The organism is Pseudomonas sp. Ma2-10 (assembly GCF_054330215.1).
Map to the genome: position 1 here is coordinate 112,394 of NZ_JBTEYL010000003.1, position 26,621 is coordinate 139,014.

Below are 26,621 nucleotides of genomic sequence, written 5' to 3' on the forward strand. Positions count from 1 at the left end.
TTGTTTTTATTTTGAACGGCGGAGTATATGACAGCCGCCAAAACTCTCAACTCAAGTTTACTTAGGCGCTTTTTTGCCGATTTTCGGCGAATACGGCACACTATCGGCCGCCCGAGCAACCGCTCGGTTTTATTCACTCATGCAGATGCCGTATGACCCGTTCTCCGTTCCGCCGTCTTGTGTTTGGCACCCTGCGTCGACTGTTGTACCTCTGGGTTCGCTCGGAGACGATCAATCAGTCGTCGTTCACCCTCAACCTCGACCGAAGCCGTCCGGTGTTCTACGTCCTGCAAAACCCTTCGCTGACAGACCTTGCCGTGGTCGATACCGAGTGCGGCAAGGCCGGACTGCCGCGCCCGGTGTTGCCGGTATCGGTAGGTACGTTGGTGGAGCCCGCCGCGTTCTTTTACTTGACGCCAGAGCCCGATTGGCTCGGCCGCCAGGATAAGCGTGGTGCACCGCCGACCTTGACTCGCCTGGTCAGCGCGTTGAGCCAGAACGCTGCCGAAGACGCGCAGATCATTCCTGTCAGCGTGTTCTGGGGTCAGTCGCCAGACAGCGAATCGAGCCCGTGGAAACTGCTCTTCGCCGACAGCTGGGTGGTCACCGGGCGTCTGCGCCGATTGCTGAGCATCATTGTGCTGGGGCGCAAAACCCGGGTGCAGTTCTCCGCGCCGATTCACCTGCGCGAGTTGATCGACCACAACAAGGGCCATGAGCGCACCGTGCGCATGGCCCAGCGGATTCTGCGGGTACACTTTCGCAACCTGAAAGCAGCGGTGATCGGTCCGGACATTTCCCACCGTCGCAACCTGGTCAAAGGCCTGCTGAATCAGCCACTGGTCAAGCAAGCGATCCTCGACGAAGCCGAGCGTGAAAACATCTCCCCGGAGAAAGCCAAGGCCCAAGCCCTGCGTTATGGCAACGAGATCGCCTCCGACTACACCTACACCGCGATCCGCTTTCTGGAAGTGGTGCTGAGCTGGTTCTGGAACAAAATTTACGACGGAATCAAGATCAACCACATCGAAGGCGTGCAGAAGGTCGCTCAGGGTCACGAAGTGATCTACGTGCCGTGCCATCGCAGCCACATCGACTACCTGCTGCTGTCCTATTTACTGTTCCGCAACGGCCTGACCCCGCCGCACATCGCCGCCGGGATCAACCTCAACATGCCGGTGATCGGCAGCCTGCTGCGGCGTGGCGGTGCGTTCTTCATGCGCCGCACCTTCAAGGGCAACCCGCTCTACACCTCGGTGTTCAACGAATACCTGCACACCCTGTTTACCAAAGGCTTCCCGGTGGAGTACTTCGTCGAGGGTGGCCGTTCACGCACCGGGCGCATGCTGCAACCAAAAACCGGGATGCTCGCGATCACCCTGCGCAGCTTCTTGCGTTCGTCGCGGATGCCGATCGTCTTCATCCCGGTCTACATCGGTTATGAACGTGTGCTGGAAGGCCGGACCTACCTTGGCGAACTGCGTGGCGCGACCAAGAAGAAAGAATCGATCTTCGACATTTTCAAAGTCATCGGCGCGCTCAAGCAGCGTTTCGGCCAGGTGGCGGTGAACTTCGGCGAGCCGATCAAACTGGCGGAGTTCCTCGACAGCGAACAACCGGACTGGCGCCAGCAGGAACTCGGTCCGCAGTTCAAACCGGCCTGGCTCAACGAAGCCACCAACCGCCTCGGCGAGAAAGTCGCGCAGCATCTGAACGAAGCGGCAGCGATCAACCCGGTCAACCTTGTGGCCCTGGCGTTGCTGTCCACCAGCCGTCTCGCGCTGGATGATCGCGCCATGGCGCGCGTGCTCGACCTGTATCTGGCGCTGTTGCGCAAGGTCCCGTATTCGCCCCACACCACGCTGCCGGAAGGAGACGGCCGGGCGCTGATCGAGCATGTGAAGGACATGGATCTGCTGTCCGAGCAAAGCGATGCCCTGGGCAAAATCCTGTATCTGGACGAGCAAAACGCCGTTCTGATGACCTACTACCGCAACAACGTTTTGCACATCTTCGCGTTACCGGCGTTACTGGCGAGCTTCTTCCAGAGCGCCTCGCGCATGAGCCGCGAACAGATCCTGCGCTACACCCACGCGCTGTATCCATACCTGCAATCGGAGCTGTTCATCCGTTGGTCGCGGGACGAACTGGATGCAGTGATCGACCAATGGCTCGAAGCCTTCGTCGAGCAAGGTCTGCTGCGTTTTGAGAATGACGTTTATCTGCGTCCGGCACCGAGTTCTCGGCATTTCGTTCTGCTGACCCTGCTGTCGAAAAGCATCGCCCAGACCTTGCAACGCTTTTACATGACGGTCTCGCTGCTGCTCAACAGCGGTCAGAACAGCATCAGCGCCGAAGAGCTGGAAGACCTGTGCACGGTCATGGCCCAGCGCCTGTCGATCCTCCATGGCCTCAACGCCCCAGAGTTCTTCGACAAGAGCCTGTTCCGCCATTTCATCCAGACGATGCTCGATCTGGACGTGCTCAAGCGCGACGAGGCTGGCAAGCTGAGCTACCATCAATTGCTCGGCGAACTGGCCGAAGGCGCGGCCAAGCGGGTGTTGCCGGCGGAGATTCGTTTGTCAATCCGTCAGGTGGCATTGCATCGCAGTGAAGATGAGGCGGATCAGGCTTAATTTATGAAAAAACTCTTGTTACTGGGGCTTACTGCTTTGCTCGGAGCCTGCCAAACCCTACAGCCCGCCACCAAAACCAGCCTTGATGGCGAAGTCTTCTACCTGCAACGCATCGCCCTGCCGCCGGACGCCACCTTGAGCGTCAGCCTGCAGGACGTGTCCCTCGCTGACGCGCCCGCGGTGGTCCTCGACGAACACAAAGGCCCGGTCAAAGGCCAGGTGCCGCTGCCGTTTCATCTGAGTTACGATCCAACGCAGGTCAAACCGGGCCATCGTTATTCGGTCAGCGCACGGATCGAAGTGAATGGCGAACTGATGTTCATCACCACCGAGCATCACGCCGTGCAACTGGATGGCAGCGATCGGCAGCCACTGAAAATCCGCGTCGACGCCGCTCGCTAACTCTCAAATTTTGAACAAAGGAAGCTGCCATGTTCCGCCCTACCCTTCGCTTCGCCGGCCTGTGCGCAGGCTTGATGATCTCCGCCAGCGCCTTGGCGCTGTCGCTCAACGACCTGTCACAAAAAGACGCCACCGGCGGCCTCAAAGATGCCCTGACCCAAGGCGCGCAACTGGCCGTGAAGCAACTCGGCACGCCGGGCGGCTTCAGCAACAACCCGGACGTGAAAATCGAACTGCCGGGCAAACTGGGCAAAGTCGCCAGCAAGATGAAACAGTTCGGCATGGGTGACCAGGTTGATCAGCTGGAAATCAGCATGAACAAAGCGGCTGAAACCGCCGTGACCCAGGCCCAGCCAATCCTGGTGGACGCGGTGAAGAAGATGAGCGTGGAGGATGCCAAGGGCATTCTCAGCGGCGGCAAGGACTCGGCCACTCAGTACCTGAGCAAAACCAGCCGCGAACAGATCCGCGTCAAGTTCCTGCCAATCGTCAAGCAAGCCACCGACCAGGTGGGCCTGGCCAAACAGTACAACTCGTTCGCCGGGCAAGCCGCCACGCTAGGTGTGCTGGATGCGAAGAATGCCAACATCGAAAGCTACGTGACCGAGCAGGCGTTGAACGGCTTGTTCGAAATGATTGCTAAACAGGAAGAAACCATTCGCCAGAATCCCGCGGCGGCAGCGACCAGCTTGGCGAAGAAGGTGTTTGGAACGTTGTAGTTTTTGAGCGACTGAAACCCACAAAAAGCCCGCTGACCTTTACAGGTTCAGCGGGCTTTTTTTTTGCGCTATTGCTGCTGCGTGTTCAAGCTGATTCCTTTTTTACTCGGAACCACGCCGCATACAGCGCCGGCAAAAACAGCAACGTCAGCGCCGTCGCGACAATCAACCCACCCATGATCGCCACCGCCATCGGGCCGAAAAACACACTGCGTGATAGCGGAATCATCGCCAACACCGCCGCGAGCGCAGTCAACACAATTGGCCGGAAACGCCGCACCGTCGCTTCAATAATTGCCTGCCAAGGCTCGAGCCCGCCAGCAATGTCCTGCTCGATCTGATCCACCAGAATCACCGAGTTACGCATGATCATTCCGGACAGTGCGATGGTGCCGAGCATGGCGACGAAACCGAACGGCTGACGGAACACCATCAGGAACAAGGTCACACCGATCAAACCCAAAGGCGCCGTCAGAAACACCATTATCGTTCGTGAGAAACTGCGCAGTTGCAGCATCAGTAACGTCAGCACCACCACGATGAAAAGCGGCACACCAGCCTTCACCGAATTCTGCCCCCGAGCCGAGTCCTCCACCGTGCCACCGACCTCCAGCAAATACCCGTCCGGCAGTTCGGCGCGAATCGGATCGAGGGTCGGCATGATCTGCTTCACCAGTGTCGCGGGTTGTTCCTTGCCGTAGATGTCGGCGCGGACCGTCACGTTCGGCAAGCGGTTGCGGTGCCAGATGATGCCTTCTTCGAAGCCGTATTCGAGCGTCGCGATTTGCGACAGCGCCACGCTGCGACCGTTGTCAGTCGGCACCGCCAGGCTTGGCAGCAATGACAGTTCGGTGCGCTCGTGCATCGTGCCGCGCAACAAAATTTCGATCAACTCGTTGTCTTCACGGTACTGGCTGACGCTGGAACCGGTCAGAGAGATTTGCAGGAACTTCGACAGATTCGCAGTGCTCACGCCAAGCGCCCGGGCACGGTCCTGATCGACGTTCAGATACACGACTTTGCTCGGTTCTTCCCAATCCAGATGGACGTTGACCACATGCGGGTTCTCGCGCACCTTGGCGGCCACCTTACGGGCCAACGCGCGGACTTCCTCGATGTGCTCACCGGTTACCCGGAACTGCATCGGATAGCCAACCGGTGGCCCGTTCTCCAGGCGTGTCACCCGCGCGCGCAGGGCCGGGAATTGCTCCTTGAGGGCTTCGATCAGCCAAGTGCGCAGGGTTTCGCGCTCTTCGATGGTGTTGGCCAGGACGACAAACTGCGCGAAGCTCGCTGCAGGAAGTTGTTGATCCAGCGGCAGGTAAAAACGTGGCGAACCGGTGCCAACGTAAGCGACATAGTTGTCGATACCGGCGTGATCCTTGAGCAGTGCTTCGAGGCGCTTGACCTCATCGCCGGTGTTGCTCAACGAAGCGCCTTCCGCCAGTTTCAGATCGACCATCAACTCCAGACGACCCGATGCCGGGAAGAACTGTTGCGGCACAAAGCGAAACAGGATGACAGAACCGATGAACAACACGACCGTCAGGACAATGACCGTCTTGCGCCGCCGTACGCACCACGCCACCAAGCGTCTGACGCGCTGATAGAACGGCGTACCGTATGGGTCGGGCTGGCCGTCGACCGTGCCATGTTTGGCGGCATGAATCTTCGCCAGATCCGGCAGGAGTTTCTCCCCCAGATAAGGCACAAACACCACAGCGGCCACCCACGAGGCCAGCAACGCGATGGTCACCACCTGGAAGATCGAACGGGTGTATTCACCCGTGCCCGATTGCGCAGTGGCAATCGGCAGGAAGCCGGCAGCGGTGATCAGCGTACCGGTAAGCATCGGGAAGGCGGTGCTGGTCCAGGCGTAACTGGCCGCCTTGATCCGGTCGAAACCCTGCTCCATTTTGATCGCCATCATTTCCACGGCGATGATCGCGTCGTCCACCAGCAGGCCCAGCGCCAGTACCAATGCCCCGAGAGAAATCTTGTGCAGGCCGATTCCCAGGTAATACATGCAGGCGAACGTCATCGCCAATACCAAAGGAATCGCCAGCGCGACCACCATGCCGGTGCGCACGCCCAGGGAGAAGAAGCTCACCAGCAGGACGATTGCCAGCGCTTCCACCAGCACCTGAACAAATTCACCAACGCTGCTTTTCACGGCGGCCGGCTGGTCGGAGACCTTGCGCAACTGCATACCGGCAGGGAGGTTGTTCTGGATCCGGTCGAACTCGATTTCCAACGCCTTGCCCAGCACCAGAATGTCACCACCGTCCTTCATGGCCACGGCCAGACCAATGGCGTTTTCCGCCATGAAGCGCATGCTCGGCGCTGGCGGATCGTTGAAACCCCGACGCACATCAGCCACATCGGCGATGCGGAAGGTGCGGTCACCGACGCGGATCGGGAAACTCTTGATCTCTTCGACCGTCTGAAAACTCCCCGAGACGCGTAGCTGCAGTCGCTCGCTGGAGGTCTCGAAGAACCCGGCGGAGGACACCGCGTTCTGCTCTTCAAGGGCCTGCTGCACCGCCGACAACGGTAGACCCAGGGTGGCGAGTTTGACGTTGGAGAGTTCGATCCAGATCTTCTCGTCCTGTAACCCAAGCAGATCGACCTTGCCCACATCCTTGACCCGTTGCAGCTGAATCTGCACGCGGTCGGCGTAGTCCTTGAGCACCGCGTAATCAAAACCTTCGCCTGTCAGGGCGTAGATATTGCCAAACGTTGTGCCGAACTCATCATTGAAGAATGGCCCCTGGATGCCCGGTGGCAGGGTATGACGAATGTCGCCGATCTTCTTGCGAACCTGGTACCAGAGGTCCGGAATTTCCACCGAGTGCATGGAATCGCGAGCGACGAACGTCACTTGGGATTCGCCCGGACGGGAGAACGAAACGATGCGTTCGTACTCGCCGGTTTCCATCAGTTTCTTTTCAATACGCTCGGTCACCTGACGCGACACTTCCTGCGCTGTGGCTCCTGGCCAGTTGGTCCGAATCACCATGGCCTTGAAGGTGAACGGCGGGTCTTCACTTTGACCGAGCTTGGTGTAGGACAGTGCGCCGACAACGGCTAGCAAGAGCATCAGAAACAGTACGATCTGGCGATTACGCAGCGCCCATTCGGAAAGATTGAAACCCATCGGGGATTACTCCTTGTCCGCCAGATTGACCACGCGGTTGGAGCGATCCACCGGACGTACTTGCTGCCCTTCAAGCAGCACATGGACGCCAGCGGCCACCACCCAATCGCTGGCGTTCAGTCCTTCGAGTACCGGGACGGTTTTCTCGCCGAAGGCTCCGACCCGCACCGGGGTTTTCTTCAGGGTGTTGTTGGCATTGACGACCCAGACGTAGGTCGCGCCGTTTTGCGCTGTCAGCGCGGAAAGCGGCACCGACAGCGGCACCACATCGGAGGTCTGAACGAACACCCGGGCGCTCTGGCCGAGTTCAGCGGGGACCTTGCCGGTAGTGAACGCGATACGGGCGGCAAAGGTGCGCGATTTTGGATCGGCAGCCGGCGACAGCTCACGGATGCGCCCGGCGAAACGTTGGTCCGGTTGGGTCCAGAGTTCCACCGACACTGGCTGACCAACCTTGAAGCGGCCAAAGCTCTGCTCCGGCACGCTGATCAACACTTCGCGCTCGCCATCGGTAGCGAGGGTAAATACGGTTTGCCCCGCCGTCACCACTTGCCCGACTTCAACCGCGCGCTTAGCCACCACGCCATCCTGCGGCGCACGCAGCACGGCGTAACTGGCCTGGTTGGTCGAAACGTTGAACTCGGCTTTGATTTGCTTGAGGCGTGCTTCACCCGCTCGGTAAAGGTTTTCGGAATTGTCGTACTGCGAACGGCTGACCATCTGACGGTCCACCAGGGTCTTGTAGCGATCACGTTCGGCACGCACCAAGTTCAGATTGGCCTCGGCAGCGGCGACTTGGGCACGGGTGGCTTCCAGTTGCAGGCGTACATCCTGAGGATCAAGTTCCGCCAGAGGTTGATCGGCCTTGACCCGCTGCCCCTCTTCGACCAGTCGTCGACTGACTTTACCGCCAATGCGAAACGCCAGGTCCGGCTCATACCGTGCGCGGACTTCGCCGGGAAAACTTTCCATCGCCTGGGCCGAAGGCTCTGGCTGCACCACCATGGCCGGGCGGATGGTGACTTGGGGCGCCTCTTCGTGACCACACGCAGACAATAAAAACGCCAGACTAACTGGCAACGCGAGGGGCAAGGCATAGCGGAACATGGTGAAGGACCTTTCGCTAATGGTGCTTGGAATAATTATACTGAGCGGTATGTTATTAATAGCAAACTCACCAGTCCAGTATTAAAAGCGAAGAATGTCGAACAATCTTTCAGCACCCAACGGTCCGGGCCGTCCCAAGGATCTGGCCAAGCGCCAGGCGATCCTCGATGCGGCGAAAATTCTGTTTCTGAGCAAGGGTTATGCGAATACCAGCATGGACGCCGTCGCGGCCGAGGCCGGTGTGTCGAAGCTGACGGTCTACAGCCATTTCAACGACAAGGAGACGCTATTCTCCGCCGCCGTGATGGCCAAGTGCGAAGAGCAGTTGCCGACGCTGTTTTTCGAGTTGCCGGACGGCACTGCCGTAGAAACGGTGCTGTTGAACATCGCGCGCGGCTTTCATCAACTGATCAACAGCGACGAATCCGTTAACCTGCATCGGCTGATGATGACGCTGGGCAGCCAGGACCCGAAACTCTCGCTGATCTTCTTCGAGGCCGGGCCTGAGCGCATGCTGCATGGCATGGAGCGGTTGCTGACCAAGGTTGATCACAGCGGCGCGTTAAGCATCGAAAAACCGCGTAATGCGGCCGAGCATTTCTTCTGCTTGCTCAAGGGGGCGGGGAATTTCAGGCTGCTTTATGGCTGCGGCGAACCGCTGACCGGGGATGCGGCCGAGAGCCATGTGCAGGAAGTGGTGGAGTTGTTTATGCGGGCGTATCGGCCTTAGCGATGATCGTTCCCACGCTCTGCGTAGGAACGATCAGTGCTGGATCAAAGTTTCAGCGCTTTCTTCGGGTAAATATCATACCGGCTGGATTTACCGTCCAGCGCATGACTCGGCTTCGGCCCTTCGATGCATGGCGCCTTGCGCGGGCGCTTGACCACCACTCGATGGCTGGCCAACGCCAACGCCGCTTCGAGCAGTGCAGGCGCATCCGGGTCATCGCCTACCAGCGGCCGGAACAGGCGCATTTCCTTCTTCACCAAGGCCGTTTTCTCACGATGGGGAAACATCGGGTCGAGGTAGATCACCTGCGGCGGCTCGCCTTCCCAATTGCGCATTACCTCGATCGAGTTGCCCTTGAGCAAGCGCATGCGCGCCACAATCGGCGCCACGTCAAAGTCTTCCGCGCCGCGTGCCAGGCCATCTTCAAGCAACGCGCCGATCAACGGCTGACGCTCGATCAGGCTCATCTCGCAGCCCAGGCTCGCCAGCACAAACGCATCTTTGCCCAGCCCCGCCGTGGCATCCAGCACGCGCGGACGCACGCCCTGGGCAACACCGACCGCCTTGGCGATCATCTGACCGCTCCCACCGCCATACAGGCGGCGATGGGCAGCACCGCCCTCGACGAAGTCCACCCGCACCGGCCCCGGCGCATCCGGGCCCAGTTGCTGCAATTGCAAACCCTGGTCGCCGACCTGCAAGGCAAACTCACCGTCATCCACCTGCATCGGCAACCCCAGGCGCTCGGCCCATTGTTCGGCCTGTGGCTGAAAAGTCGCGGCCAAGGCCTCGACATGGATGCGGCAGGCCGCTGGTTGCTCAATCATGAGAAAACACGCTCAAAAAATTAATGATCGGCAAAAACGGCCGATAACAAAACTATCGAGCATTTTGCCAGAGCTGAGCGTCGACCGAGAAAAATGTCAGACATTCAACGCACATCGATAGGCTACATCTCGCCCCACGGCGATTTTGGCCTACGAAACTCCCAAGCACTGAGCGGCGTCAGTCACCTGTGGCAGGATTTCTTTGCCCAGGCACTGGCCGATCAGTCGGGCGATGTCGTACCGGCTTCTCTCAACTTTCCACCGGTCGATCTCGACAGCCCGATCGAACCCACTGTTGGCAGCGAACTGCTGGCTCACATCATTTCCCAGCGCGAATGCGATGTGAAAGAAACCGAGGTCCGCCCGCCCGAGCCACTGTTCCTGCCGATTGCCGAGTTCGAAATGGACCTGGCCGACAAACCTTTCCCACCGTTCCCGGTACAAGAAATTGTCGCGCAGCAGAAACAACAGGACTTCGAAAGCCGCTGGGTCCGCCCGATCGTGCTCACGGCAGGTCAACCGCTGCCAGCGTCTGGCGCCGTACCGCAACCGCGTCCGCTGCATCTGCCAATCGCCGAATTCGAACTCGATCTGCTGGACAAGCCATTCCCGCCGTTCTCGCCCGAAGAACGGGTGGAGCAACAGAAACAACTCGATTTCGATAACGGCTGGGCTCGCCCGATCGTCCTGCAAAACCTGCGAATCGCCGCCTGACCTTCAATAACAGGCCCTCAGCGACACACCTTCCACGGCCCGACATCCACATGAAAGTGATTGCGATGGGCGGCGTTGTAATCCGGACTCAAGACCACACTGAACAGGTCACAGGCACCATCGCGGACCTGACGTAAAAACCGTGCGTCCCGATTATCCTTCGGCCAATCCTTGAGCACGTTGATGGATCGGCCATCAGCCAAACGAAAACCGGCGATATCCAGCGCATCAGCGCTGGCATGCTGGCTGCGTCTGCCGTTCTCGCGGTTGTAGACGTTGCGACAGGCAAAACTGCCGAGATGGTCGACACGCGTTACCGCTTGACCGTAGATCGCTTGTGCGGCGGGTTGCAGGGCGTGGTGCTCGAACAGCGCGAACGACACCGCCAGACGGCAACTGGCGAGGAAGCTGCTGCTCAGGGCCACCTCGCCGCCTTGTACGCGCAGCGTGTTGATCAACGCACACGTCGCGTCGGGACTGTCAGCCTGATGGGTTACGCGCAATCCGGAGCTGCTCAGGGCTTGATCACACAACTGTGGATCATCGCGCAGGCGCATCAGTTTGTAGCGCGTCAGAAAATTGGGCGCGGCCTTCACGTCCAGCGGCGCCCAAGGGTTCCACTGTGGTGGCATCGATATCCAGCCACGCCAGACGCTCATCGCCGCTGTGCAGATGATTAACAGCATCAACAGCAGCCACCACCGAAACCGCATCGTCATCCTTTGAACAGTTGATTAGCCTGGGCGTACGGCATCGATCGCGACGTGAACCCGAATGTGCCCGACCTCTTGATCTCTTCGGCAGCGCGGAAGAACTCGCCGTAGGCTGCCAAGGCCAGAGCCGAACCGACACTAATCCGCTTGACGCCCATTTCGCTCAACTGCTCGACCGTCAGTTTGAGCCCACCGGACATCAATACGTTGACTGGCTTGGGCGCCACGGCGCGGACCACCGCCAACACATCTTCAGCACTGCGCAGACCCGGCGCATAAAGCACGTCGGCCCCTGCCTCGGCAAACGCCTGCAAGCGGCGAATGGTATCGGCAAGATCAGGATTGCCGTGCAGAAAATTCTCCGCGCGAGCGGTCAACATAAAGGGAAACGGCAAGCGGCGAGCCGCTGCCACGGCAGCCTCGATGCGCGCCACGGCATGCTCGAAGCAGTAGATCGGCGCGTCTTCACGCCCCGTGGCATCTTCGATCGAGCCGCCAACCGCACCGGCCTCTGCCGCACGCCAAATACTCTGTGCGCATTCAGCTGGATCGTCAGCGAAGCCGTTTTCCAGGTCGACGGCGACGGGCAGGTCAGTGGCCGCGACAATCGCCCGAACGTTTGCCAAGGTGTCGTTCAGCGTCAACGCGCCATCGGGACGGGCGTTGGAAAAGGCGTATCCGGCACTGGTGGTCGCCAGCGCCTCGAAACCCAGGCTGGCGAGCATCTTCGCCGAACCGGCGTCCCATGGGTTGGGAATGACAAAAGCCCCTGCGCGCTCGTGCAGTGCCTTAAACGCTTGGGCTCGAAGGGTGTGCGCATCCATTGGCAGGCTCCTGAAAAAGCAGGGGATCCGCTTCAGAGCAGACCAAGTTGCTCGGCAGCGGGCTCTCTGTATAGCTCAGGCAGCGGCGGCAGGCCAGGCAAACGCTGCATCAGTTTTGCGTGAAAACGTTGCGCCAGTTTGGCGGCCAGCAGGTTGTCGGCGGTGTGCAGGAAGATATAGGGCCTGCGCCCCTCTTCGATCCACACGGCGATTTTCTCGACCCACGGCAGCAGGAACGGATCGTTGGCCTCAAGCTGCGGATGGCCAATGAAACGCACCTGCGGACATTGCGTGAAGGCGGCCGGACGGGGCGGCACCCTGGGTTTTTTCGATTGGGCGTGAAGTACAGCAGGATCGGTCGATGTGCAGCTGAACAGCGCGCGGGGATCGAGGCAGATACGCTCGACACCGCGATCCAGTAGCAGGCGATTGAGCATTCTCTCGGCATCGCCCTTGGCGAAAAAGTCGTCATGACGTACTTCAACCGCCAGTGGCCGGTCCACAGCATCAATAAAACCGGCAAGCTCCGACAGTCGCTTCGGCGTAAAGCTTTTGGACAGTTGCAGCCACAGCGGTGAAACCCGTTCACCCAAGGGACTGAGCAATTGCAGGAAGGTGTCGGCAGCGGTCAATTGTTCGCGCAGATCACCGCTGTGACTGATGTCACCGGGGAACTTGGCAGTGAAGCGAAAGTGTTCGGGCATGGTTTGCGCCCAACGCTGCACGGTGGTCGCAGCCGGGCTCGCGTAGAAGGTCGTATTGCCTTCCACGGCGTTGAATACACGGGAATAGAGATTCAGAAACTCAGCGGGTTTGGCGTCTGGCGGATAAAGATAATCGCGCCAGGCGTTTTCACTCCAGGATGGACAGCCCAGGTAGTAAGGCAGTCGCATCAGATGTACAGGTCGAGGCCCAGCACATCCGAATCCCAATCGACAAAACCGGCGGTGCTCAGGTAACTGGCAAGGGCCTTTGCGACACTGTTGCTCATGGCACGGTGATAAAGCATGTCTTGTTGACGGGCGGGAAGATTGCTCAAGCGTTGCGCAGAGGCTTTGGCAGCGCGGGCAGCCATTTGCGCTTCGGATGGAATTTCCAACTCGCCGTCGATATCGACGTAGTCGTCATCCGCCACAGGACCTTTGCGAGGCTTGCGTTTGATGGGGTAGGACTGAGAGGGAACGCCGTCTATACGCATGAGTACATGTCCGGGATCAATGATGGCAGTTTAGTGGCTCATGGCCCGCTTCGCAAACTGCCGAGTGATAACTAGAACACATAAAATGGAAAAGGTTTAAAAGCTGGGGATATAGAACGACGATTGGCAACATCCGATAGATTGCCTGCTCGCGAAAGGCCCCATCGGCTTCGGAATCAACGCGCTTTCGGCGTTGCCACTTTATCGCGCAAGTACACCGGCTGAGCCTCATCAGCCACGATCGCTTCGCCGCGCGCCCAGGCAAAACGCGCCAGGGTCAGCAGGTCCTCAGCGTGAGGCAGCATGCCCGCATCCTGCCCGGTCAGGCTGACGGCGATTCGCTCGGCATACCCCCAACCAGTGCCGGCGCCAAACCACTCACCGCTGGCGTCAGCCGGCAACGCGGCGACTTCAGGCGGCAGCACCGCTTCATGGCCGACTAGCCGCATCTCCCCCGCCGTTTCGCGGTAGCAACCCCAATACACTTCGTCCATGCGCGCATCGATGGCGGCCACAACCTGGTTTACGCCATGTTCGCGATAGGCCCGCTGCGCCAGCACGGCCAGGTTCGATACTGGCAACACCGGACGATCCAGCGCAAACGCCAGCCCCTGCACCACGCCGACGGCAATCCGCACGCCAGTGAAGGCACCCGGCCCACGCCCGAAAGCGATTGCATCGACCGCTTGCAAGGTGGTCCCGGCATCCGCCAGCAACTGCTGAATCATCGGCAGCAGCTTTTGCGCATGCAGGCGTGGGATCACCTCGTAATGGCTCGTGACTTTACCGTCATGCAGCAAGGCAACGGAGCAAGCTTCAGTCGCGGTGTCCAGGGCCAGCAAGGTGCTCATCGATGTTTCCGTAAGAGAGGTCAGAAAAAGTGCGTCAGTATAAACAACTACGGCCCGCAAGCGGGCCGTAGAAGATGAAGCGATTCAGACTTTTCAGCTCAGTGCTTCAAGCACCTTGCCGGTGATCACTTCAACCGAGCCGACGCCCGCAATGTGGCTGTATTTCGGCTTGCCATCAGTCGCAGCAGACAGCGTCTGGTAGAACTCGACCAAAGGTTTGGTCTGGGAATGGTAGACCGACAGGCGATGACGCACGGTTTCTTCGGTGTCGTCCTTGCGCTGCACCAATGCATCACCGGTGATGTCGTCCTTGCCGGCGATCTTCGGCGGGTTGTAAACAGTGTGGTAAACACGGCCGCTGGACTCGTGAACACGTCGACCGGCGATACGCTGAACGATTTCTTCGTCATCGACGGCGATTTCGACCACGTGATCCAGTTCCACGCCGGCTTTCACCAGGGCTTCAGCCTGAGGAATGGTGCGCGGAAAACCGTCGAACAGGAAACCGTTGGCGCAATCGGCCTGGCTGATGCGTTCCTTGACCAGGTTGATGATCAGGTCATCGGAAACCAGACCACCGCTGTCCATGACGCTCTTGGCGATCAGGCCCAGTTCGGTGCCGGCCTTGACCGCGGCACGCAGCATGTCGCCGGTGGAGATTTGCGGGATACCGAACTTTTCGGTGATGAACTTAGCCTGAGTACCTTTACCGGCCCCGGGAGCTCCCAGCAGAATGACGCGCATCGATGTGCTCCTCAATTTTTTATATGGATAACGTCAGATTCGCCTCGTGGGGCCAATCTCAAAAAAGGGTCGTGACCGCCCAAACGGTCAAAGGCTGATCAAGATACACAGCAGGCCCGGAGCACACAAGCCGCCGAAAGTCGGAGAAACCCGCGCCTGATGTGGCCTATCGTCGGGGTAACCCTAGTCGCAACCCCATCACTAACTGTCGCCTGGCCGCACTTTTCAACCCCTCGCCCACAGGCACCTCGACGCTCGCGCCGAGTGCCTTGACCCACGACGAGAACCTTAGCCGGTATTACGCAAACCGGCGGCAATCCCCGCCACAGACACCAGAAGCGCCTGTTCTACCGGGCTGCCCTGCGCCACTTCCTGTTGTCGCGAACGCGCCAACAACTCAGCCTGCAATAGATGAAGAGGGTCGAGGTAAGTGTTGCGCAAGCGGATGAATTCAAGTGTGGCTGGGCTATGCGCCAGTAGCTGCGACTGACCGGTCAGCCCCAGAACCACCGAGCAGGCCTGCGACAATAGGTCGCGTAAATGCGCGCCCAAAGGGAGCAGATCCGGCTCGACCAAGCGCTCATCGTAAGACTGGGCGATATCGGCATCGGCCTTGGCCAACACCATTTCCAGCATATCAATGCGCGTGCGGAAGAACGGCCACTGCTCACGCATCTGCCCCAGCAGTTCACCTTCGCCGCGCTCCAGCGCTTTGCTCAGCGCAGCTTCCCAACCGAGCCACGCCGGCAACATCAGACGCGTCTGGGTCCAGCCGAAGATCCACGGGATCGCCCGCAGGCTTTCAATCCCGCCGGCGCGGCGCTTGGCCGGACGACTGCCCAGCGGCAAGCGTCCCAGTTCCTGCTCCGGAGTGGACTGGCGGAAATACTCGACGAACTGCGGATTCTCCCGCACCACGGCGCGATAAGCGCTGACACCGTCAGCGGCCAATTCGTCCATCAAATGGCGCCAGGCAGGTTCCGGTGGCGGCGGCGGCAGCAAGGTCGCTTCCAGTACCGCGGCCAGGTACAGATTGAGGTTCTGCTCGGCGATGTCCGGCAGGCCGAATTTGAAACGAATCATTTCCCCCTGCTCGGTGGTACGGAAACGCCCCGCCACCGAACCCGGCGGCTGCGACAGAATCGCCGCGTGTGCCGGGCCGCCACCGCGCCCCACGGTGCCACCGCGACCGTGGAACAACAGCAGCTCCACTTGCTGCTCGCGGCAGATGTCGACCAAGCGCTCCTGCGCCCGATACTGTGCCCAGGCCGCTGCCGTCGTGCCGGCGTCCTTGGCCGAGTCAGAGTAGCCAATCATCACTTCCTGCGGCCCTTGCAGGCGCGAGCGATAACCGGGTAACAGCAACAGTTTTTCAATCACTGGGCCGGCGTTGTCGAGGTCGGCAAGGGTCTCGAACAGCGGCACCACGCGCATCGGCCGCAACACGCCAGACTCTTTGAGCAGCAGTTGCACGGCCAGCACGTCGGAAGCGGCGCCGGCCATGGAGATCACATAAGAACCGAGCGATGCGCCCGGCGCGGCAGCGATTTCGCGGCAAGTCGCCAGCACTTCGGCGGTGTCGGCGGACGGTTTGAAGTATGCCGGCAGTAACGGCCGGCGGTTGTTCAGTTCGCGCATCAGGAAGGCAATGCGCTCTTCCTCGCTCCAGTTCTCGTAGCGGCCCAGGCCCAGGTAATCGGTGATTTCGTTCATGGCCGCGGTATGTCGCGTCGAGTCTTGACGCACATCGAGCCGCACCAGGAACAGCCCGAACGTCACCGCCCGGCGCAGGCAATCGAGCAGCGGCCCATCCGCAATCACGCCCATGCCGCACTCATGTAGCGAGTTGAAGCACAGCTCCAGCGGATCGAGCAGCTCGCGGTTGTTTTGCAACACATCGGCGGGTGCCGGCGTGGTGGTCGTCAAGGAGGCGTGAGCCCAGTTACGCGTCGCGCGCAGGCGTTCACGCAGCTGCTTAAGCACCGCGCGGTAAGGTTCGGCGCTGTCCCCGGCCTTGGCCTTCAAGTCATCGCTGGCCTGCTGCATCGACAATTCGGCCGCCAGGTGATCGACATCGCGCAGGTACAAGTCAGCAGCCATCCAGCGTGCCAGCAGCAAAACTTCACGGGTGACGGCAGCAGTTACATTCGGGTTGCCATCCCGGTCACCGCCCATCCACGAGGCAAAGCGAATCGGTGCGGCCTCCAGCGGGAGGTGCAGGCCCGTGGCGTCATGCAGCGCTTTATCAGCCTTGCGCAAATAGGTGGGGATCGCCTGCCACAGCGAATGTTCGATCACCGCGAAACCCCATTTGGCTTCATCCACCGGGGTTGGACGGGTGCGGCGGATTTCTTCGGTGTGCCACGCTTCGGCGATCAGGCGCTGCAACTTCGTTTGAATCTGCTCGCGTTCGGCTGTGGTCAGGTCACGATGGTCCTGGGCGGCCAGTTGCGCGGCAATGGCGTCGTACTTCTGGATCAGCGTGCGGCGCGCCACCTCGGTCGGGTGAGCGGTGAGGACCAATTCGATCTCCAGCCGCCCCAGTTGCCGGGCCAGGGATTCAGCACTATGGCCTTCAGCACTCAGGCGGGCCAGCAGTTCCGGCAGTACCCGCGCTTCGAACGGCGCAGGCTGTGACTCTTCGCGACGGTGAATCAGCTGATATTGCTCGGCGATATTGGCCAGGTTGAGAAACTGGTTGAACGCCCGCGCGACCGGCAGCAACTCTTCTTCGCTCAATTGGTTGAGGCTGGCGCTCAGCTCAGCGTCCATTGAACCGCGACGGTCGGCCTTGGCGCCCTTGCGAATCTGCTCGATCTTGTCGAGAAACCCGTCCCCGTACTGTTCACGAATGGTGTTGCCCAACAGCTCACCCAACAGGTGAACATCCTCGCGCAAGCGTGCATCAATATCGGTCATCAGCAGTTCTCCAGCGAAAATCCGGGTGTGCTTTGTCATTAGAGAGTGCCGTTGTAAAGCGGTTCTTACAAGCGGACGACGATGGGAATGCTGTTCGCCTGAGAAAGTTTTGGGATTGGGGATTGGTGGGTGTATATCCGTTTGTGCGGTGTTGGCGGGTGACGGTTTCGCTTTTACAGCGAGTCACCAAGGCAACGTTCACCATTAGACGACGAAGGGACTTTAAACCTTGGGCGTTAAAGCTAGTCTGAAGAGTAAGCCTTACACCGGCTGCCGCCGGCGATTGCCGGACACTGACACTGCCTGCCACGAGCAGCTGCGCACTGAGGTCATTATGAAAATCCGCGAGCTTGCCCATCACTGGGAAGAAAACGCCAAGGGTCGCCTGACCGACACCGGATACTCGATTCATCTGGATGTGGAGGCTGCCGCACGGCTGGCGGCAATTATCGATATGTACCCCAAACGGCAGCCCGTAGAACTGCTCGGCGAGCTAATCGGCGCCGCCCTGGAAGAGCTCGAAAAGAGCTTTCCGTATGTGAAGGGCTCGACCGTCGTGGCCACCGACGAAGAAGGTGATCCACTGTACGAAGACGTCGGTCCGACTCCGCGCTTTCTCGCATTGTCCCGCCGTCATTTGCACGATTTGTCGGCCGTCGACGACAAACAGAAACACTGATTAGCGCACTTCTTTCACCCTCCAACACTGCGGACTCCTGGCCCCCTACAGGGCCGGGAATACGGCTGCTTGAGGCAAGAGCTCCCGGTTTAGAGCCTTGCCCGCCCGGTCAAAGTTTTTTTGGGCGATAGGCCATATTCTCTGAACTTTCGAAAAACGCCTCGGGTCACACCCAGTAACCACACTTGGGACGGCCGTTTTAGAACACCCCCGGAAATTGAGGGTCGCGGTACCTTGCCCAAGATGGATTTTTAAGTTTTTCAGGAGTTTTTCCAATGGAGTTGAAGACCATGACGACCCGAACTGCCAGATCCTCGTTCCCCCCTCTGCGTAGCCTGAAACTGGCTGCACTGGCCATCGGCAGCAGCTTCGTTCTGGCCGGCTGTGCCGGTAACCCGCCAAGCGAGCAATTCGCCGTAACGGAATCGGCGGTCAACAGCGCCGTCAGTGCCGGCGGTACCGAGTTCGCCGCAGTGGAAATGAAGTCCGCGCGGGACAAGCTCAAACAAGCCGAAATCGCCATGCACGACAAAAAGTATGACGAAGCCAAAGTCCTGGCCGAACAGGCCGAGTGGGACGCACGCGTGGCTGAGCGCAAAGCCCAGGCTATCAAAGCGGAACAGGCTGTGAAGGATTCTCAGAAAGGTGTTCAAGAGCTGCGTCAGGAAAGCCAGCGCACCGTGCAGTAAGCGGCGCGGCACGACGTAATTCTTACTCGATTAAAAGGACGAAACCACCATGCATAAACAATTGATGATCCCTGCCCTGCTGGCCGCAAGCGTTGCACTGGCTGCCTGCTCCACGCCGCCGAACGCGAACCTGGAACAGGCCCGTAGCAACTACACCGGCCTGCAAACCAACCCGCAAGCCAGCAAAGTCGCGGCGCTGGAAACCAAAGAAGCCGGCGATTACCTGGACAAGGCTGACAAGGCTTACCGGGACAAAGAAGACCAGGCCAAGGTCGACCAACTGGCCTACCTGACCAATCAACGTGTTGAAGTGGCGAAGCAAACCATCGCCCTGCGCACCGCGGAAGCCAATCTGAAAAATGCTTCTGCGCAGCGTGCCCAGGCTCGTCTGGAGGCCCGCGACGCGCAGATCAAACAATTGCGGGACAGCCTGAACGCCAAGCAAACCGATCGCGGTACCTTGGTGACGTTCGGTGATGTGTTGTTTGGCACTGACAGGGCGGATCTGAAGTCCAGCGGTCTGGTGAATATCAACAAACTGGCGCAGTTCCTCTCGCAAAACCCTGATCGCAAAGTGATCGTTGAGGGCTACACCGACAGCACGGGCACCGCCAACTACAACCAGTCGCTGTCCGAGCGTCGTGCCGGTTCCGTGCGCACGGCGCTGGTGAAAATGGGCGTTGATCCCGCGCGTATCGTGGCGCAGGGTTACGGCAAGGAATACCCGGTGGCCGAGAACAGCAGTGTCTCGGGCCGTGCGATGAACCGTCGGGTGGAAGTGACCATTTCCAACGACAACCAGCCAGTGATCCCGCGCTCGGCGGTTAGCGCGAACTAAGCCTCTGTGCTGAAACACAACAGCCCCGCCTGAGTCGATCAGGCGGGGCTGTTGCTTTTCAGATCGGGCGCTACGGTTGCAGTTTTTGCGGGGATTCCTCACCCACGCAGCGCACGGCTTTTTTCTTGTTGTTGACCAACACGCCGCTCAGGCCTTTCTGTTCGGTGTCGAACATCACCAGCACGCCATCGATGCATTGCGCGACTTGCGGGGCCGGTTCCAGGGAGACTTTGTAGTCTTCGCCCGGCACCGTCTTGAGCATGGTGAAGTCGCTGAGCAGCAGCGCATCTTCGGGTTTGGCGAAGTGCAGGTAGCCGTAGAACCATAGGGCTGCGACAGTGCCGAGGATGCTGCAGATACCGGTGATGATCAGCGGGATGGCGTTACGTTCTTCACTCATTGCGGGCTCTCTGTTGGTTCATCTTCAGAATTTTTCGGCGCCGGGTAGTTCGGGACTTCGCCCAGGCGACGCAGACCGTTGAAATGCTGCGGGTCGTCGAGATAACGCAGCATGACTTTGCGCCAGACCGGGTCGGCGAACGTCTGCACATGACCCCCACGGGTTAGTTGCAGCACCCGCGGCGGCGGCGCAGCTTGATACAGACGGATGCCGTTGGAAAGGGGCACGATCGGATCGTCGATGCTGTGGTAGATCAGTTTCGGCACGCCATTGAGCTGCGCCATGGAATAGATCGCGCTGTCGCCGTCCGGCACCAGCCACGATAGCGGGACCTGGAACGTCCAGAACACCCAAGAGTTGCTCAACGCATAGCGACCGACACTGCGGTAACTGGCGGGCACGCCGTCGAGGACGAAAGCCTTGAGTTGTTTCTGGCGTTCGGGGTGCTGAACCAGATAATGCACGGCCATCGAACCGCCAAGGCTTTGGCCCAGGAGGATCAGCGGCTTGCCCTTGACCTCCGGCGCCTGATCGAGCCACTTGAACGCGGCGTCGATGTCCTGGTAGATCTCTGGCAACGTCGGTTCACCCTCGGACAGACCGTAGCCGCGATAGTCCAGCAGCAGCACTTGATAGCCTTCTTTGGGTAACCACCAACTCCCCCCAAGGTGCATGGGCAGGTTGCCGCCATTGCCGTGCAAATGCAGCACCGTGCCTTTGACTTCGACACCTTGTTTGGCCGGCAACCACCAGCCGTGCAGCTTGAGGCCGTCAGCGGTGGTCAGGGTGACGTCGCGGTATTCGAGTTTGGCTTTTTCCGGGGTAAACAGCTGGCCAGGCTCGGGGTAGAACAGCAGCGAGCTGCAACCGTTCAGGGTCAGCAGCAGGCAAAAAATGCCGAGGAATCTCATCCGTTGAAACCTCGCGAAAATGGAGTTGGTACACCGCGCCCACATTTGGACGGCGTACACGTTAGAGGATATTGGAGTAATCCGCTTCGATCCGGTCCAGGCTCAGGTGATTGAGGAAGTTGGAGAAGCACATCCATGCCGACAGCGCGTTCAGGTCACGGAACTGATCCGGCAAATACTTCGGTGGCACCACCAGCCCTTCATCCACCAACTGACGCAAGGTCCGCATGTCTTCCAGCGTGGTCTTGCCGCAAAACAGCAGCGGTATCTGCTCAAGCTTGCCTTTACGCACGGCCAACTGAATGTAGTTGTAAACCATGATAAAGCCCTTGAGGTAGGACAAGTCTTTGGTAAATGGCAGACCTGTCGGCACCGAGCCACGGAAAACCCGACTGGCGTTGCCGTAGCTTTCCGCCATTTCAAAACCTTGCTCGCGGAAGAACTCAAAGATCTGCAAGAAGTCAGCGCCCTCTTCCACCATGTGAATGGCACGGGTGCGGTTGGTCAGTTTGCGCAGGCGACTTGGGTACGAGGCGAAAGTGATGATTTCCATCAGGATCGCCAGGCCTTCCTGAGTCACCGTCGACGACGGCGGACCTTTGGAGAGGAAGGTGCAGATCGGCTGGTTCAGGCCATTGAGCGTGGTCCCCACATGCACCAGCCCTTCGTGGACTTCCAGAGCGCGCACGTCACGGTCGTTGAACATCGCGTCGGCGCGGATCTTGATGTAGTCGGCGCCAGCCGCCGCATCGGCGACGATCCCGTCGGACTCGAATACGCGAATGGTTTCCTCGGCCTCACCGAATACCTTGTTCAAGCGGGTTTGCAGCAGGTGGACGGCTTCCTTGGCGGTGAGGATTTTCGGTTCGTCCTTCAGGTCGCCACGGCCATCGATATTGTTCAGGTAATCCGAGAGCATCAGGCCGAGGTCGGAAAGGGTCGGGTCGCCGGCGTGGAACGCGTCGGAAGCGGCACCGTAAAGCTCCTGTGAAATCAGCCCGAAATCCTCGGTGCCGCGCGCTTCGAGCATGCGCACCACCATCCGGTATTCCTTGCACATGCGGCGCATGATCTGGCCAACCGGGTTGAACTGACCCAGCTGACGGGTGATGTCGCGCTCGATGTTCTGGAATTCCAGCTTCACCTTGCTGGAGTCGAACGACAGGGGCCGATTCAGGTAGTAATCGCGGTCCACCGCCGGCATTTCCTTGCCCTTGGCCTTGAGGAAACCCTTGCGGATGCTGTCGTCCCACTTGACTGCATCGAGGACGCGAATCGGCGTCTGCGCCAGCACAATGCGATCGGACAACATGCGTATCGTCTGCTGGTAATCGTCCACCCGAAACTCCTGTAGAAAAACCGTTTACGTGCTGGGTTATTTGGCTTTGGCCAGGCGCTGATAGCGCACGGCCTCGACGAACACATCGGAATTGGCCGGGTCGTCAAGGTAGGCGAAGACCTGGTCCAGATTGTTGTTGATCAACACGCCGTCGCCGTCGTCGGTCTGGAAGCCTTCGCCGCTGAGGACTTTTTGCCTCAGGGCCTGGTTGATCTGCTCGATATCGAGGTGATAGACCACCAGCTCATGCTTATCGGTGAGTTCAAAACCTAAGAGAGTGAAATGCCCACCGAATTGCGCCGGCACCTTGGCCGACAGGTACCAGCGACTGCCATGGCGGGTGACCGTGAAGGGATAGGCTTCACGCTCCTTGGGTTTAGCCTTGAAGTAGCTGACCGCCTGATAGTGATTGTCGCCCAGGTGTGTCAGATGCAGACTCAGCGGTTCACCCCAGGCGTTAGTGCTGGTCCATTTGCCGAGCAACCCTTTAGGCGCGGGTTCACCCGAGGGCAGCGGCTCCTTGAAGGTCACCAGACAGCCACTGAGCAGCAGGAACGACAAGGCGATCACAACGACACGCCAGGCTTTCATTCAACACTCCCTATGAACACACTTCGCCCTGCGATCGCGCCCACGCTCTGCGCGGAAACGATCAGTTGCCTACACCGACGCCAATACCAAATGCATGTAGCGAGTCAGGATGCCGAGCATTTCGGCTTCGGCGACAGGCTCGGCGTCGTTGAGCAGACCCTGATATTCCATCCGTCCGATAATCGCCGTCAACACCTTGGCATCCTGTTGTGGCTCGCGGGAACCCAATACCTCGAAAAAATGGCAGGTGCCTTGCAGAAGAATTTGCTGATGCGAGCGCACCAACATCGCCAGGCGCGGGTTCAACAAGGCCTCCTGACGAAACGCCTGTTCGGCCATCAAGTGTTCGCGACGGTTGTGCAATTGGCGCTGCACATAATCGGCGGTCAGGCGTGCGATATCGTCGGCCAGCTGTGAACGGGACTCGGGGCTGCCATCGCCATAAGCAACCATTTCGCGCAGCAGGCCCTCGTTGTTGGCCCACAGCTTGGCCATGAATGCCGCGCTGCGTTCCACGTATTGGGCAAAGGTATCGGTGAGCAGGTCATCGATATCCTTGAAATAGTAAGTGGTGGCCGACAGCGGCACACCGGCCTCTGCGGCCACCGCGCGGTGACGCACGGCCCGCACGCCATCGCGCACGACAATGCGCATCGCCGCATCGAGAATGTCCTGTCGACGCTGCTCACTGCCCTGTCGGCTGGCCTTGCGACCCTGGTACTGAACACTTTCAGCGACCGCAGTGGCGACGTCCGCTGCACCCTCTTGAGCAATTGCACGGTTCACGACAGGTATTCCTCTCTTACTTCAAAAGTAACCAATTAATACGTTTGTACCAGACAGGCAATAAAAAGCCGCCTGTTTTAGGCGGCTTTTTTATTGAAACACTTACGCTTGTGGCCGCATGTGCGGGAACAGGATCACGTCGCGGATCGACGGTGAGTTGGTCAGCAACATCACCAGGCGGTCGATGCCGATACCTTCACCCGCCGTTGGCGGCATGCCGTACTCCAGCGCACGCACGAAGTCGGCGTCATAGTGCATGGCTTCGTCGTCGCCGGCGTCCTTGTCGGCCACCTGCGCCATGAAGCGCTCAGCCTGATCTTGCGCGTCGTTCAACTCGGAGTAGGCGTTGGCGATTTCACGGCCACCGATGAACAGTTCGAAACGGTCGGTGACGTTCGGGTTGTCGTCGTTACGACGGGCCAGCGGCGACACTTCGAACGGGTACTGAGTGATGAAGTGCGGCTGCTCCAGCTTGTGCTCGACCAGCTCTTCGAAAATCATCACCTGCAGTTTGCCCAGACCTTCGAAGCCCAATACCTTGGCGCCGGCCTTCTTGGCGATGGCGCGGGCCTTGTCGATGTCGGTCAGGTCGTCAGCGGTCAACTCAGGGTTGTACTTGAGGATCGAGTCGAACACCGACAGACGCACGAACGGTTCGCCGAAGTGGAACACTTTGTCGCCGTAAGGCACGTCGGTGCTGCCCAGAACCAACTGCGCCAGCTCGCGGAACAGTTCTTCGGTCAGGTCCATGTTGTCTTCGTAGTCGGCGTAAGCCTGGTAAAACTCCAACATGGTGAATTCAGGGTTGTGACGAGTCGAAACGCCTTCGTTACGGAAGTTCCGGTTGATCTCGAACACCTTTTCAAAACCACCGACCACCAGACGCTTGAGGTAGAGCTCCGGCGCGATGCGCAGGTACATGTCCATGTCCAGGGCGTTGTGGTGTGTTTCGAATGGCTTGGCCGCTGCACCACCTGGAATGGTTTGCAGCATCGGTGTTTCGACTTCCAGGAAGTCTCGCTTCATCAGGAAGCTGCGGATGTGCGCGATGACTTGCGAACGAACGCGGAACGTCTGGCGCACGTCGTCGTTGACGATCAGGTCAACGTAACGCTGACGATAACGGGATTCGGTGTCGGTCAGGCCGTGGTGCTTGTCCGGCAGCGGGCGCAGGGATTTGGTCAGCAGACGCACGCGGGTCATTTCGACGTACAGGTCGCCCTTGCCGGAGCGCGCCAGGGTGCCTTCGGCGGCGATGATGTCGCCCAGGTCCCAGGTTTTCACCGCGACCAGGGTTTCTTCAGACAGGGTTTTACGGTTGACGTAAACCTGGATGCGCCCGGACATGTCCTGGATCACCATGAACGAGCCACGGTTGAGCATGAGACGACCGGCAACCTTGACCGGGATTGCAGCTTCTGCCAGCGCTTCCTTGGTCTTGTCCGCGTACTGTTTCTGCAAGTCTTCGCAGTAGTTGTCGCGGCGAAAGTCATTCGGGAAGGCATTGCCCTTGGCGCGCTCGGCAGCCAGCTTTTCCTTGCGCAGGGCGATCAGGGAGTTTTCTTCCTGTTGCAGGGCTTGCGGGTCGAGTTCTAGGTCGCTCATGTCTTTAAAAATTCCATCACGGGTTCGTTGCCCCCACCGATGGCAGGGGACTTAAGGTCTTGACTGGCGGTTTACAGGCCTTGCTTCAGGCTGGCCACCAGGTATTCGTCGATATCGCCGTCGAGCACTTTGTCGCAGTCACTGCGTTCGACGTTAGTACGCAAATCCTTGATTCGCGACTGGTCGAGCACGTAAGAGCGAATCTGGTGACCCCAGCCGATGTCCGACTTGGTGTCTTCCAGGGCCTGGGAGGCGGCGTTGCGTTTCTGCACTTCCTGCTCGTACAAGCGCGCCCGCAACATTTTCATCGCGGTGTCTTTGTTGGCGTGCTGGGAGCGTTCGTTCTGGCAACTGACCACGGTGTTGGTCGGTACGTGCGTAATACGGACGGCCGAGTCGGTGGTGTTGACGTGCTGACCACCGGCACCGGAGGAGCGGTAGGTATCGATGCGCAGGTCCGACGGGTTGATGTCGATTTCGATGTTGTCATCGATTTCCGGCGACACGAACACGGCCGAGAACGAGGTGTGGCGACGGTTACCGGAGTCGTACGGGCTCTTGCGCACCAGACGGTGCACGCCGATTTCGGTACGCAACCAGCCAAAGGCATATTCGCCCTTGATGTGGATTGTGGCGCCCTTGATCCCGGCGACTTCACCGGCCGACAGCTCCATGATGGTCGCGTCGAAACCGCGTTTGTCGGCCCAGCGCAGGTACATGCGCAGCAGGATGTTGGCCCAGTCCTGGGCCTCGGTACCGCCGGAGCCGGCCTGGATGTCCAGGTAGGCGTTGTTGGCGTCCATCTCACCGCTGAACATGCGACGGAATTCGAGTTTTTCCAGGGACTCGCGCAAACGCTCGACTTCGGCAGCGACGTCATCGACGGCGGCCTGGTCTTCTTCTTCGGCGGACATCAGCAGCAGGTCTTTGGCGTCGGCCAGGCCTGTGTGCATTTCGTCGAGGGTTTCGACGATCTGAGCCAGCAGGGACCGCTCGCGGCCCAGCTCCTGAGCGTATGTCGGGTTGTTCCAGACGGCCGGATCTTCAAGCTCGCGATTGACTTCAGTCAGACGCTCATGCTTTTGATCGTAGTCAAAGATACCCCCGAATAGTTTCGGAGCGCTCGGACAGGTCCTTGATACTGTTAAGGATCGGGTTGATTTCCATGGCGGGCAGCACTCGTTGGCGAACTTTTGAAAGCCGGCGAGTATAACGTAATCAGCCTGTCACGGCAGCCCGCCT

The 26,621-nt window shown here is 59.4% G+C and carries 25 protein-coding genes; 8 read left to right on the top strand and 17 right to left on the bottom strand.

Annotated features, from left to right (window positions below; all coding sequences use genetic code 11):
* The first annotated feature begins 152 nt into the window (after positions 1–152).
* From plsB to ACXPVS_RS05615, 3 genes are read left to right on the top strand one after another with little or no spacing between them, the layout of a single operon-like run.
* Positions 153–2,636: a glycerol-3-phosphate 1-O-acyltransferase PlsB gene (gene plsB / locus ACXPVS_RS05605; RefSeq protein ID WP_458509033.1), complete on the top strand. Its 2,484-nt coding sequence runs from the start codon at positions 153–155 to the stop codon at positions 2,634–2,636.
* A gap of 3 nt (positions 2,637–2,639) precedes the next feature.
* Complete coding sequence (locus ACXPVS_RS05610; protein WP_458509034.1) at positions 2,640–3,038, top strand: YbaY family lipoprotein; 399 nt, start codon at positions 2,640–2,642, stop codon at positions 3,036–3,038.
* Between the two features lie 29 nt (positions 3,039–3,067).
* A complete protein-coding gene (locus ACXPVS_RS05615) occupies positions 3,068–3,757 on the top strand; it encodes a DUF4197 domain-containing protein (protein ID WP_458509035.1) in 690 nt (229 codons plus the stop codon).
* Positions 3,758–3,842: 85 nt separating this feature from the next.
* On the opposite strand, the gene ACXPVS_RS05620 is transcribed toward ACXPVS_RS05615, so the two are convergent.
* Positions 3,843–6,914: an efflux RND transporter permease subunit gene (locus ACXPVS_RS05620; protein WP_458509036.1), complete on the bottom strand. Its 3,072-nt coding sequence runs from the start codon at positions 6,912–6,914 to the stop codon at positions 3,843–3,845.
* 6 nt (positions 6,915–6,920) lie between these two features.
* Positions 6,921–8,021, bottom strand: a complete 1,101-nt coding sequence (locus ACXPVS_RS05625) for an efflux RND transporter periplasmic adaptor subunit (protein WP_458509037.1) — start codon at positions 8,019–8,021, stop codon at positions 6,921–6,923.
* A gap of 94 nt (positions 8,022–8,115) precedes the next feature.
* On the opposite strand from ACXPVS_RS05625, the gene ACXPVS_RS05630 reads away from it, so the two are divergent.
* The gene (locus ACXPVS_RS05630) at positions 8,116–8,751 is read left to right on the top strand and encodes a TetR/AcrR family transcriptional regulator (protein WP_458509038.1); all 636 of its coding nucleotides are present in this window, start codon (positions 8,116–8,118) and stop codon (positions 8,749–8,751) included.
* Positions 8,752–8,795: 44 nt separating this feature from the next.
* Here ACXPVS_RS05630 and ACXPVS_RS05635 read toward each other — a convergent pair whose 3' ends face one another.
* Entirely contained in the window at positions 8,796–9,578 is a 783-nt protein-coding gene (locus ACXPVS_RS05635; protein ID WP_458509039.1) for a class I SAM-dependent methyltransferase, read from the bottom strand.
* Between the two features lie 93 nt (positions 9,579–9,671).
* Between ACXPVS_RS05635 and ACXPVS_RS05640 the strand changes: the two genes are divergently transcribed.
* Positions 9,672–10,292: an energy transducer TonB gene (locus tag ACXPVS_RS05640; protein ID WP_458509040.1), complete on the top strand. Its 621-nt coding sequence runs from the start codon at positions 9,672–9,674 to the stop codon at positions 10,290–10,292.
* A gap of 17 nt (positions 10,293–10,309) precedes the next feature.
* Here the strand turns inward: ACXPVS_RS05640 and ACXPVS_RS05645 are convergent, their stop codons facing one another.
* The 7 genes from ACXPVS_RS05645 to ppc all read right to left on the bottom strand — a co-directional run bounded on the left by ACXPVS_RS05645 (position 10,310) and on the right by ppc (position 17,541).
* Positions 10,310–11,005, bottom strand: a complete 696-nt coding sequence (locus tag ACXPVS_RS05645) for an extensin-like domain-containing protein (RefSeq protein WP_458509041.1) — start codon at positions 11,003–11,005, stop codon at positions 10,310–10,312.
* A gap of 2 nt (positions 11,006–11,007) precedes the next feature.
* Complete coding sequence (locus ACXPVS_RS05650; RefSeq protein WP_458509042.1) at positions 11,008–11,829, bottom strand: isocitrate lyase/PEP mutase family protein; 822 nt, start codon at positions 11,827–11,829, stop codon at positions 11,008–11,010.
* Between the two features lie 32 nt (positions 11,830–11,861).
* A complete protein-coding gene (locus ACXPVS_RS05655; protein WP_458509043.1) occupies positions 11,862–12,722 on the bottom strand; it encodes a DUF72 domain-containing protein in 861 nt (286 codons plus the stop codon).
* Positions 12,722–13,027, bottom strand: coding sequence for a hypothetical protein (locus ACXPVS_RS05660; RefSeq protein WP_458509044.1), 306 nt, complete (start codon positions 13,025–13,027; stop codon positions 12,722–12,724). Before ACXPVS_RS05660 ends, ACXPVS_RS05655 begins: the two co-directional genes overlap by 1 nt.
* A gap of 176 nt (positions 13,028–13,203) precedes the next feature.
* On the bottom strand, positions 13,204–13,878 hold the full coding sequence (tsaB, locus tag ACXPVS_RS05665) for a tRNA (adenosine(37)-N6)-threonylcarbamoyltransferase complex dimerization subunit type 1 TsaB (protein WP_458509045.1): 675 nt from the start codon (positions 13,876–13,878) through the stop codon (positions 13,204–13,206).
* 93 nt (positions 13,879–13,971) lie between these two features.
* Entirely contained in the window at positions 13,972–14,622 is a 651-nt protein-coding gene (gene adk, locus ACXPVS_RS05670; RefSeq protein WP_458509046.1) for an adenylate kinase, read from the bottom strand.
* 288 nt (positions 14,623–14,910) lie between these two features.
* On the bottom strand, positions 14,911–17,541 hold the full coding sequence (ppc, locus tag ACXPVS_RS05675; protein WP_458509047.1) for a phosphoenolpyruvate carboxylase: 2,631 nt from the start codon (positions 17,539–17,541) through the stop codon (positions 14,911–14,913).
* 334 nt (positions 17,542–17,875) lie between these two features.
* Here ppc and ACXPVS_RS05680 point away from each other — a divergent pair, with 334 nt between their 5' ends.
* The 3 genes from ACXPVS_RS05680 to ACXPVS_RS05690 all read left to right on the top strand — a co-directional run bounded on the left by ACXPVS_RS05680 (position 17,876) and on the right by ACXPVS_RS05690 (position 19,747).
* Positions 17,876–18,220: a pilin assembly protein gene (locus ACXPVS_RS05680; protein WP_458509048.1), complete on the top strand. Its 345-nt coding sequence runs from the start codon at positions 17,876–17,878 to the stop codon at positions 18,218–18,220.
* Between the two features lie 275 nt (positions 18,221–18,495).
* Positions 18,496–18,909 carry a DUF4398 domain-containing protein gene (locus tag ACXPVS_RS05685; protein WP_458509049.1) on the top strand — a complete coding sequence of 138 codons (414 nt, stop codon included), beginning with the start codon at positions 18,496–18,498 and terminating at the stop codon, positions 18,907–18,909.
* 49 nt (positions 18,910–18,958) lie between these two features.
* The gene (locus ACXPVS_RS05690) at positions 18,959–19,747 is read left to right on the top strand and encodes an OmpA family protein (protein ID WP_458509050.1); all 789 of its coding nucleotides are present in this window, start codon (positions 18,959–18,961) and stop codon (positions 19,745–19,747) included.
* A 70-nt stretch (positions 19,748–19,817) separates the two neighbouring features.
* On the opposite strand, the gene ACXPVS_RS05695 is transcribed toward ACXPVS_RS05690, so the two are convergent.
* The 7 genes from ACXPVS_RS05695 to prfB form a co-directional block, all read right to left on the bottom strand.
* Positions 19,818–20,147, bottom strand: a complete 330-nt coding sequence (locus tag ACXPVS_RS05695) for a hypothetical protein (protein ID WP_458509051.1) — start codon at positions 20,145–20,147, stop codon at positions 19,818–19,820.
* The gene (locus tag ACXPVS_RS05700) at positions 20,144–21,058 is read right to left on the bottom strand and encodes an alpha/beta hydrolase (protein WP_458509052.1); all 915 of its coding nucleotides are present in this window, start codon (positions 21,056–21,058) and stop codon (positions 20,144–20,146) included. The genes ACXPVS_RS05695 and ACXPVS_RS05700 overlap by 4 nt, the downstream gene beginning before the upstream one ends.
* Positions 21,059–21,119: 61 nt before the next feature.
* A complete protein-coding gene (locus tag ACXPVS_RS05705) occupies positions 21,120–22,370 on the bottom strand; it encodes a flavohemoglobin expression-modulating QEGLA motif protein (RefSeq protein WP_458509298.1) in 1,251 nt (416 codons plus the stop codon).
* Positions 22,371–22,433: 63 nt separating this feature from the next.
* Positions 22,434–22,988: a hypothetical protein gene (locus tag ACXPVS_RS05710; protein ID WP_458509053.1), complete on the bottom strand. Its 555-nt coding sequence runs from the start codon at positions 22,986–22,988 to the stop codon at positions 22,434–22,436.
* Between the two features lie 69 nt (positions 22,989–23,057).
* A complete protein-coding gene (locus ACXPVS_RS05715) occupies positions 23,058–23,762 on the bottom strand; it encodes a TetR/AcrR family transcriptional regulator (protein WP_458509299.1) in 705 nt (234 codons plus the stop codon).
* 114 nt (positions 23,763–23,876) lie between these two features.
* On the bottom strand, positions 23,877–25,379 hold the full coding sequence (gene lysS, locus ACXPVS_RS05720; protein WP_458509054.1) for a lysine--tRNA ligase: 1,503 nt from the start codon (positions 25,377–25,379) through the stop codon (positions 23,877–23,879).
* A gap of 71 nt (positions 25,380–25,450) precedes the next feature.
* Positions 25,451–26,546 (bottom strand): peptide chain release factor 2 gene (gene prfB / locus ACXPVS_RS05725; RefSeq protein ID WP_458509055.1). Its coding sequence is split into 2 segments (ribosomal slippage): positions 25,451–26,473 and positions 26,475–26,546, totalling 1,095 coding nucleotides; the frame shifts between segments, so codons are not numbered across the junction.
* Between the last annotated feature and the right edge of the window lie 75 nt (positions 26,547–26,621).

What these genes read in the sequence shown, in the direction of transcription:
- plsB (WP_458509033.1), top strand. Translation starts at nt 153, where the DNA reads ATGACCCGTTCTCCGTTCCGCCGTCTTGTGTTTGGCACCCTGCGTCGA.
- ACXPVS_RS05610 (WP_458509034.1), top strand. Translation starts at nt 2,640, where the DNA reads ATGAAAAAACTCTTGTTACTGGGGCTTACTGCTTTGCTCGGAGCCTGC.
- ACXPVS_RS05615 (WP_458509035.1), top strand. Translation starts at nt 3,068, where the DNA reads ATGTTCCGCCCTACCCTTCGCTTCGCCGGCCTGTGCGCAGGCTTGATG.
- ACXPVS_RS05620 (WP_458509036.1), bottom strand. Translation starts at nt 6,914, where the DNA reads ATGGGTTTCAATCTTTCCGAATGGGCGCTGCGTAATCGCCAGATCGTA.
- ACXPVS_RS05625 (WP_458509037.1), bottom strand. Translation starts at nt 8,021, where the DNA reads ATGTTCCGCTATGCCTTGCCCCTCGCGTTGCCAGTTAGTCTGGCGTTT.
- ACXPVS_RS05630 (WP_458509038.1), top strand. Translation starts at nt 8,116, where the DNA reads ATGTCGAACAATCTTTCAGCACCCAACGGTCCGGGCCGTCCCAAGGAT.
- ACXPVS_RS05635 (WP_458509039.1), bottom strand. Translation starts at nt 9,578, where the DNA reads ATGATTGAGCAACCAGCGGCCTGCCGCATCCATGTCGAGGCCTTGGCC.
- ACXPVS_RS05640 (WP_458509040.1), top strand. Translation starts at nt 9,672, where the DNA reads ATGTCAGACATTCAACGCACATCGATAGGCTACATCTCGCCCCACGGC.
- ACXPVS_RS05645 (WP_458509041.1), bottom strand. Translation starts at nt 11,005, where the DNA reads ATGCGGTTTCGGTGGTGGCTGCTGTTGATGCTGTTAATCATCTGCACA.
- ACXPVS_RS05650 (WP_458509042.1), bottom strand. Translation starts at nt 11,829, where the DNA reads ATGGATGCGCACACCCTTCGAGCCCAAGCGTTTAAGGCACTGCACGAG.
- ACXPVS_RS05655 (WP_458509043.1), bottom strand. Translation starts at nt 12,722, where the DNA reads ATGCGACTGCCTTACTACCTGGGCTGTCCATCCTGGAGTGAAAACGCC.
- ACXPVS_RS05660 (WP_458509044.1), bottom strand. Translation starts at nt 13,027, where the DNA reads ATGCGTATAGACGGCGTTCCCTCTCAGTCCTACCCCATCAAACGCAAG.
- tsaB (WP_458509045.1), bottom strand. Translation starts at nt 13,878, where the DNA reads ATGAGCACCTTGCTGGCCCTGGACACCGCGACTGAAGCTTGCTCCGTT.
- adk (WP_458509046.1), bottom strand. Translation starts at nt 14,622, where the DNA reads ATGCGCGTCATTCTGCTGGGAGCTCCCGGGGCCGGTAAAGGTACTCAG.
- ppc (WP_458509047.1), bottom strand. Translation starts at nt 17,541, where the DNA reads ATGACCGATATTGATGCACGCTTGCGCGAGGATGTTCACCTGTTGGGT.
- ACXPVS_RS05680 (WP_458509048.1), top strand. Translation starts at nt 17,876, where the DNA reads ATGAAAATCCGCGAGCTTGCCCATCACTGGGAAGAAAACGCCAAGGGT.
- ACXPVS_RS05685 (WP_458509049.1), top strand. Translation starts at nt 18,496, where the DNA reads ATGGAGTTGAAGACCATGACGACCCGAACTGCCAGATCCTCGTTCCCC.
- ACXPVS_RS05690 (WP_458509050.1), top strand. Translation starts at nt 18,959, where the DNA reads ATGCATAAACAATTGATGATCCCTGCCCTGCTGGCCGCAAGCGTTGCA.
- ACXPVS_RS05695 (WP_458509051.1), bottom strand. Translation starts at nt 20,147, where the DNA reads ATGAGTGAAGAACGTAACGCCATCCCGCTGATCATCACCGGTATCTGC.
- ACXPVS_RS05700 (WP_458509052.1), bottom strand. Translation starts at nt 21,058, where the DNA reads ATGAGATTCCTCGGCATTTTTTGCCTGCTGCTGACCCTGAACGGTTGC.
- ACXPVS_RS05705 (WP_458509298.1), bottom strand. Translation starts at nt 22,370, where the DNA reads ATGTTGTCCGATCGCATTGTGCTGGCGCAGACGCCGATTCGCGTCCTC.
- ACXPVS_RS05710 (WP_458509053.1), bottom strand. Translation starts at nt 22,988, where the DNA reads ATGAAAGCCTGGCGTGTCGTTGTGATCGCCTTGTCGTTCCTGCTGCTC.
- lysS (WP_458509054.1), bottom strand. Translation starts at nt 25,379, where the DNA reads ATGAGCGACCTAGAACTCGACCCGCAAGCCCTGCAACAGGAAGAAAAC.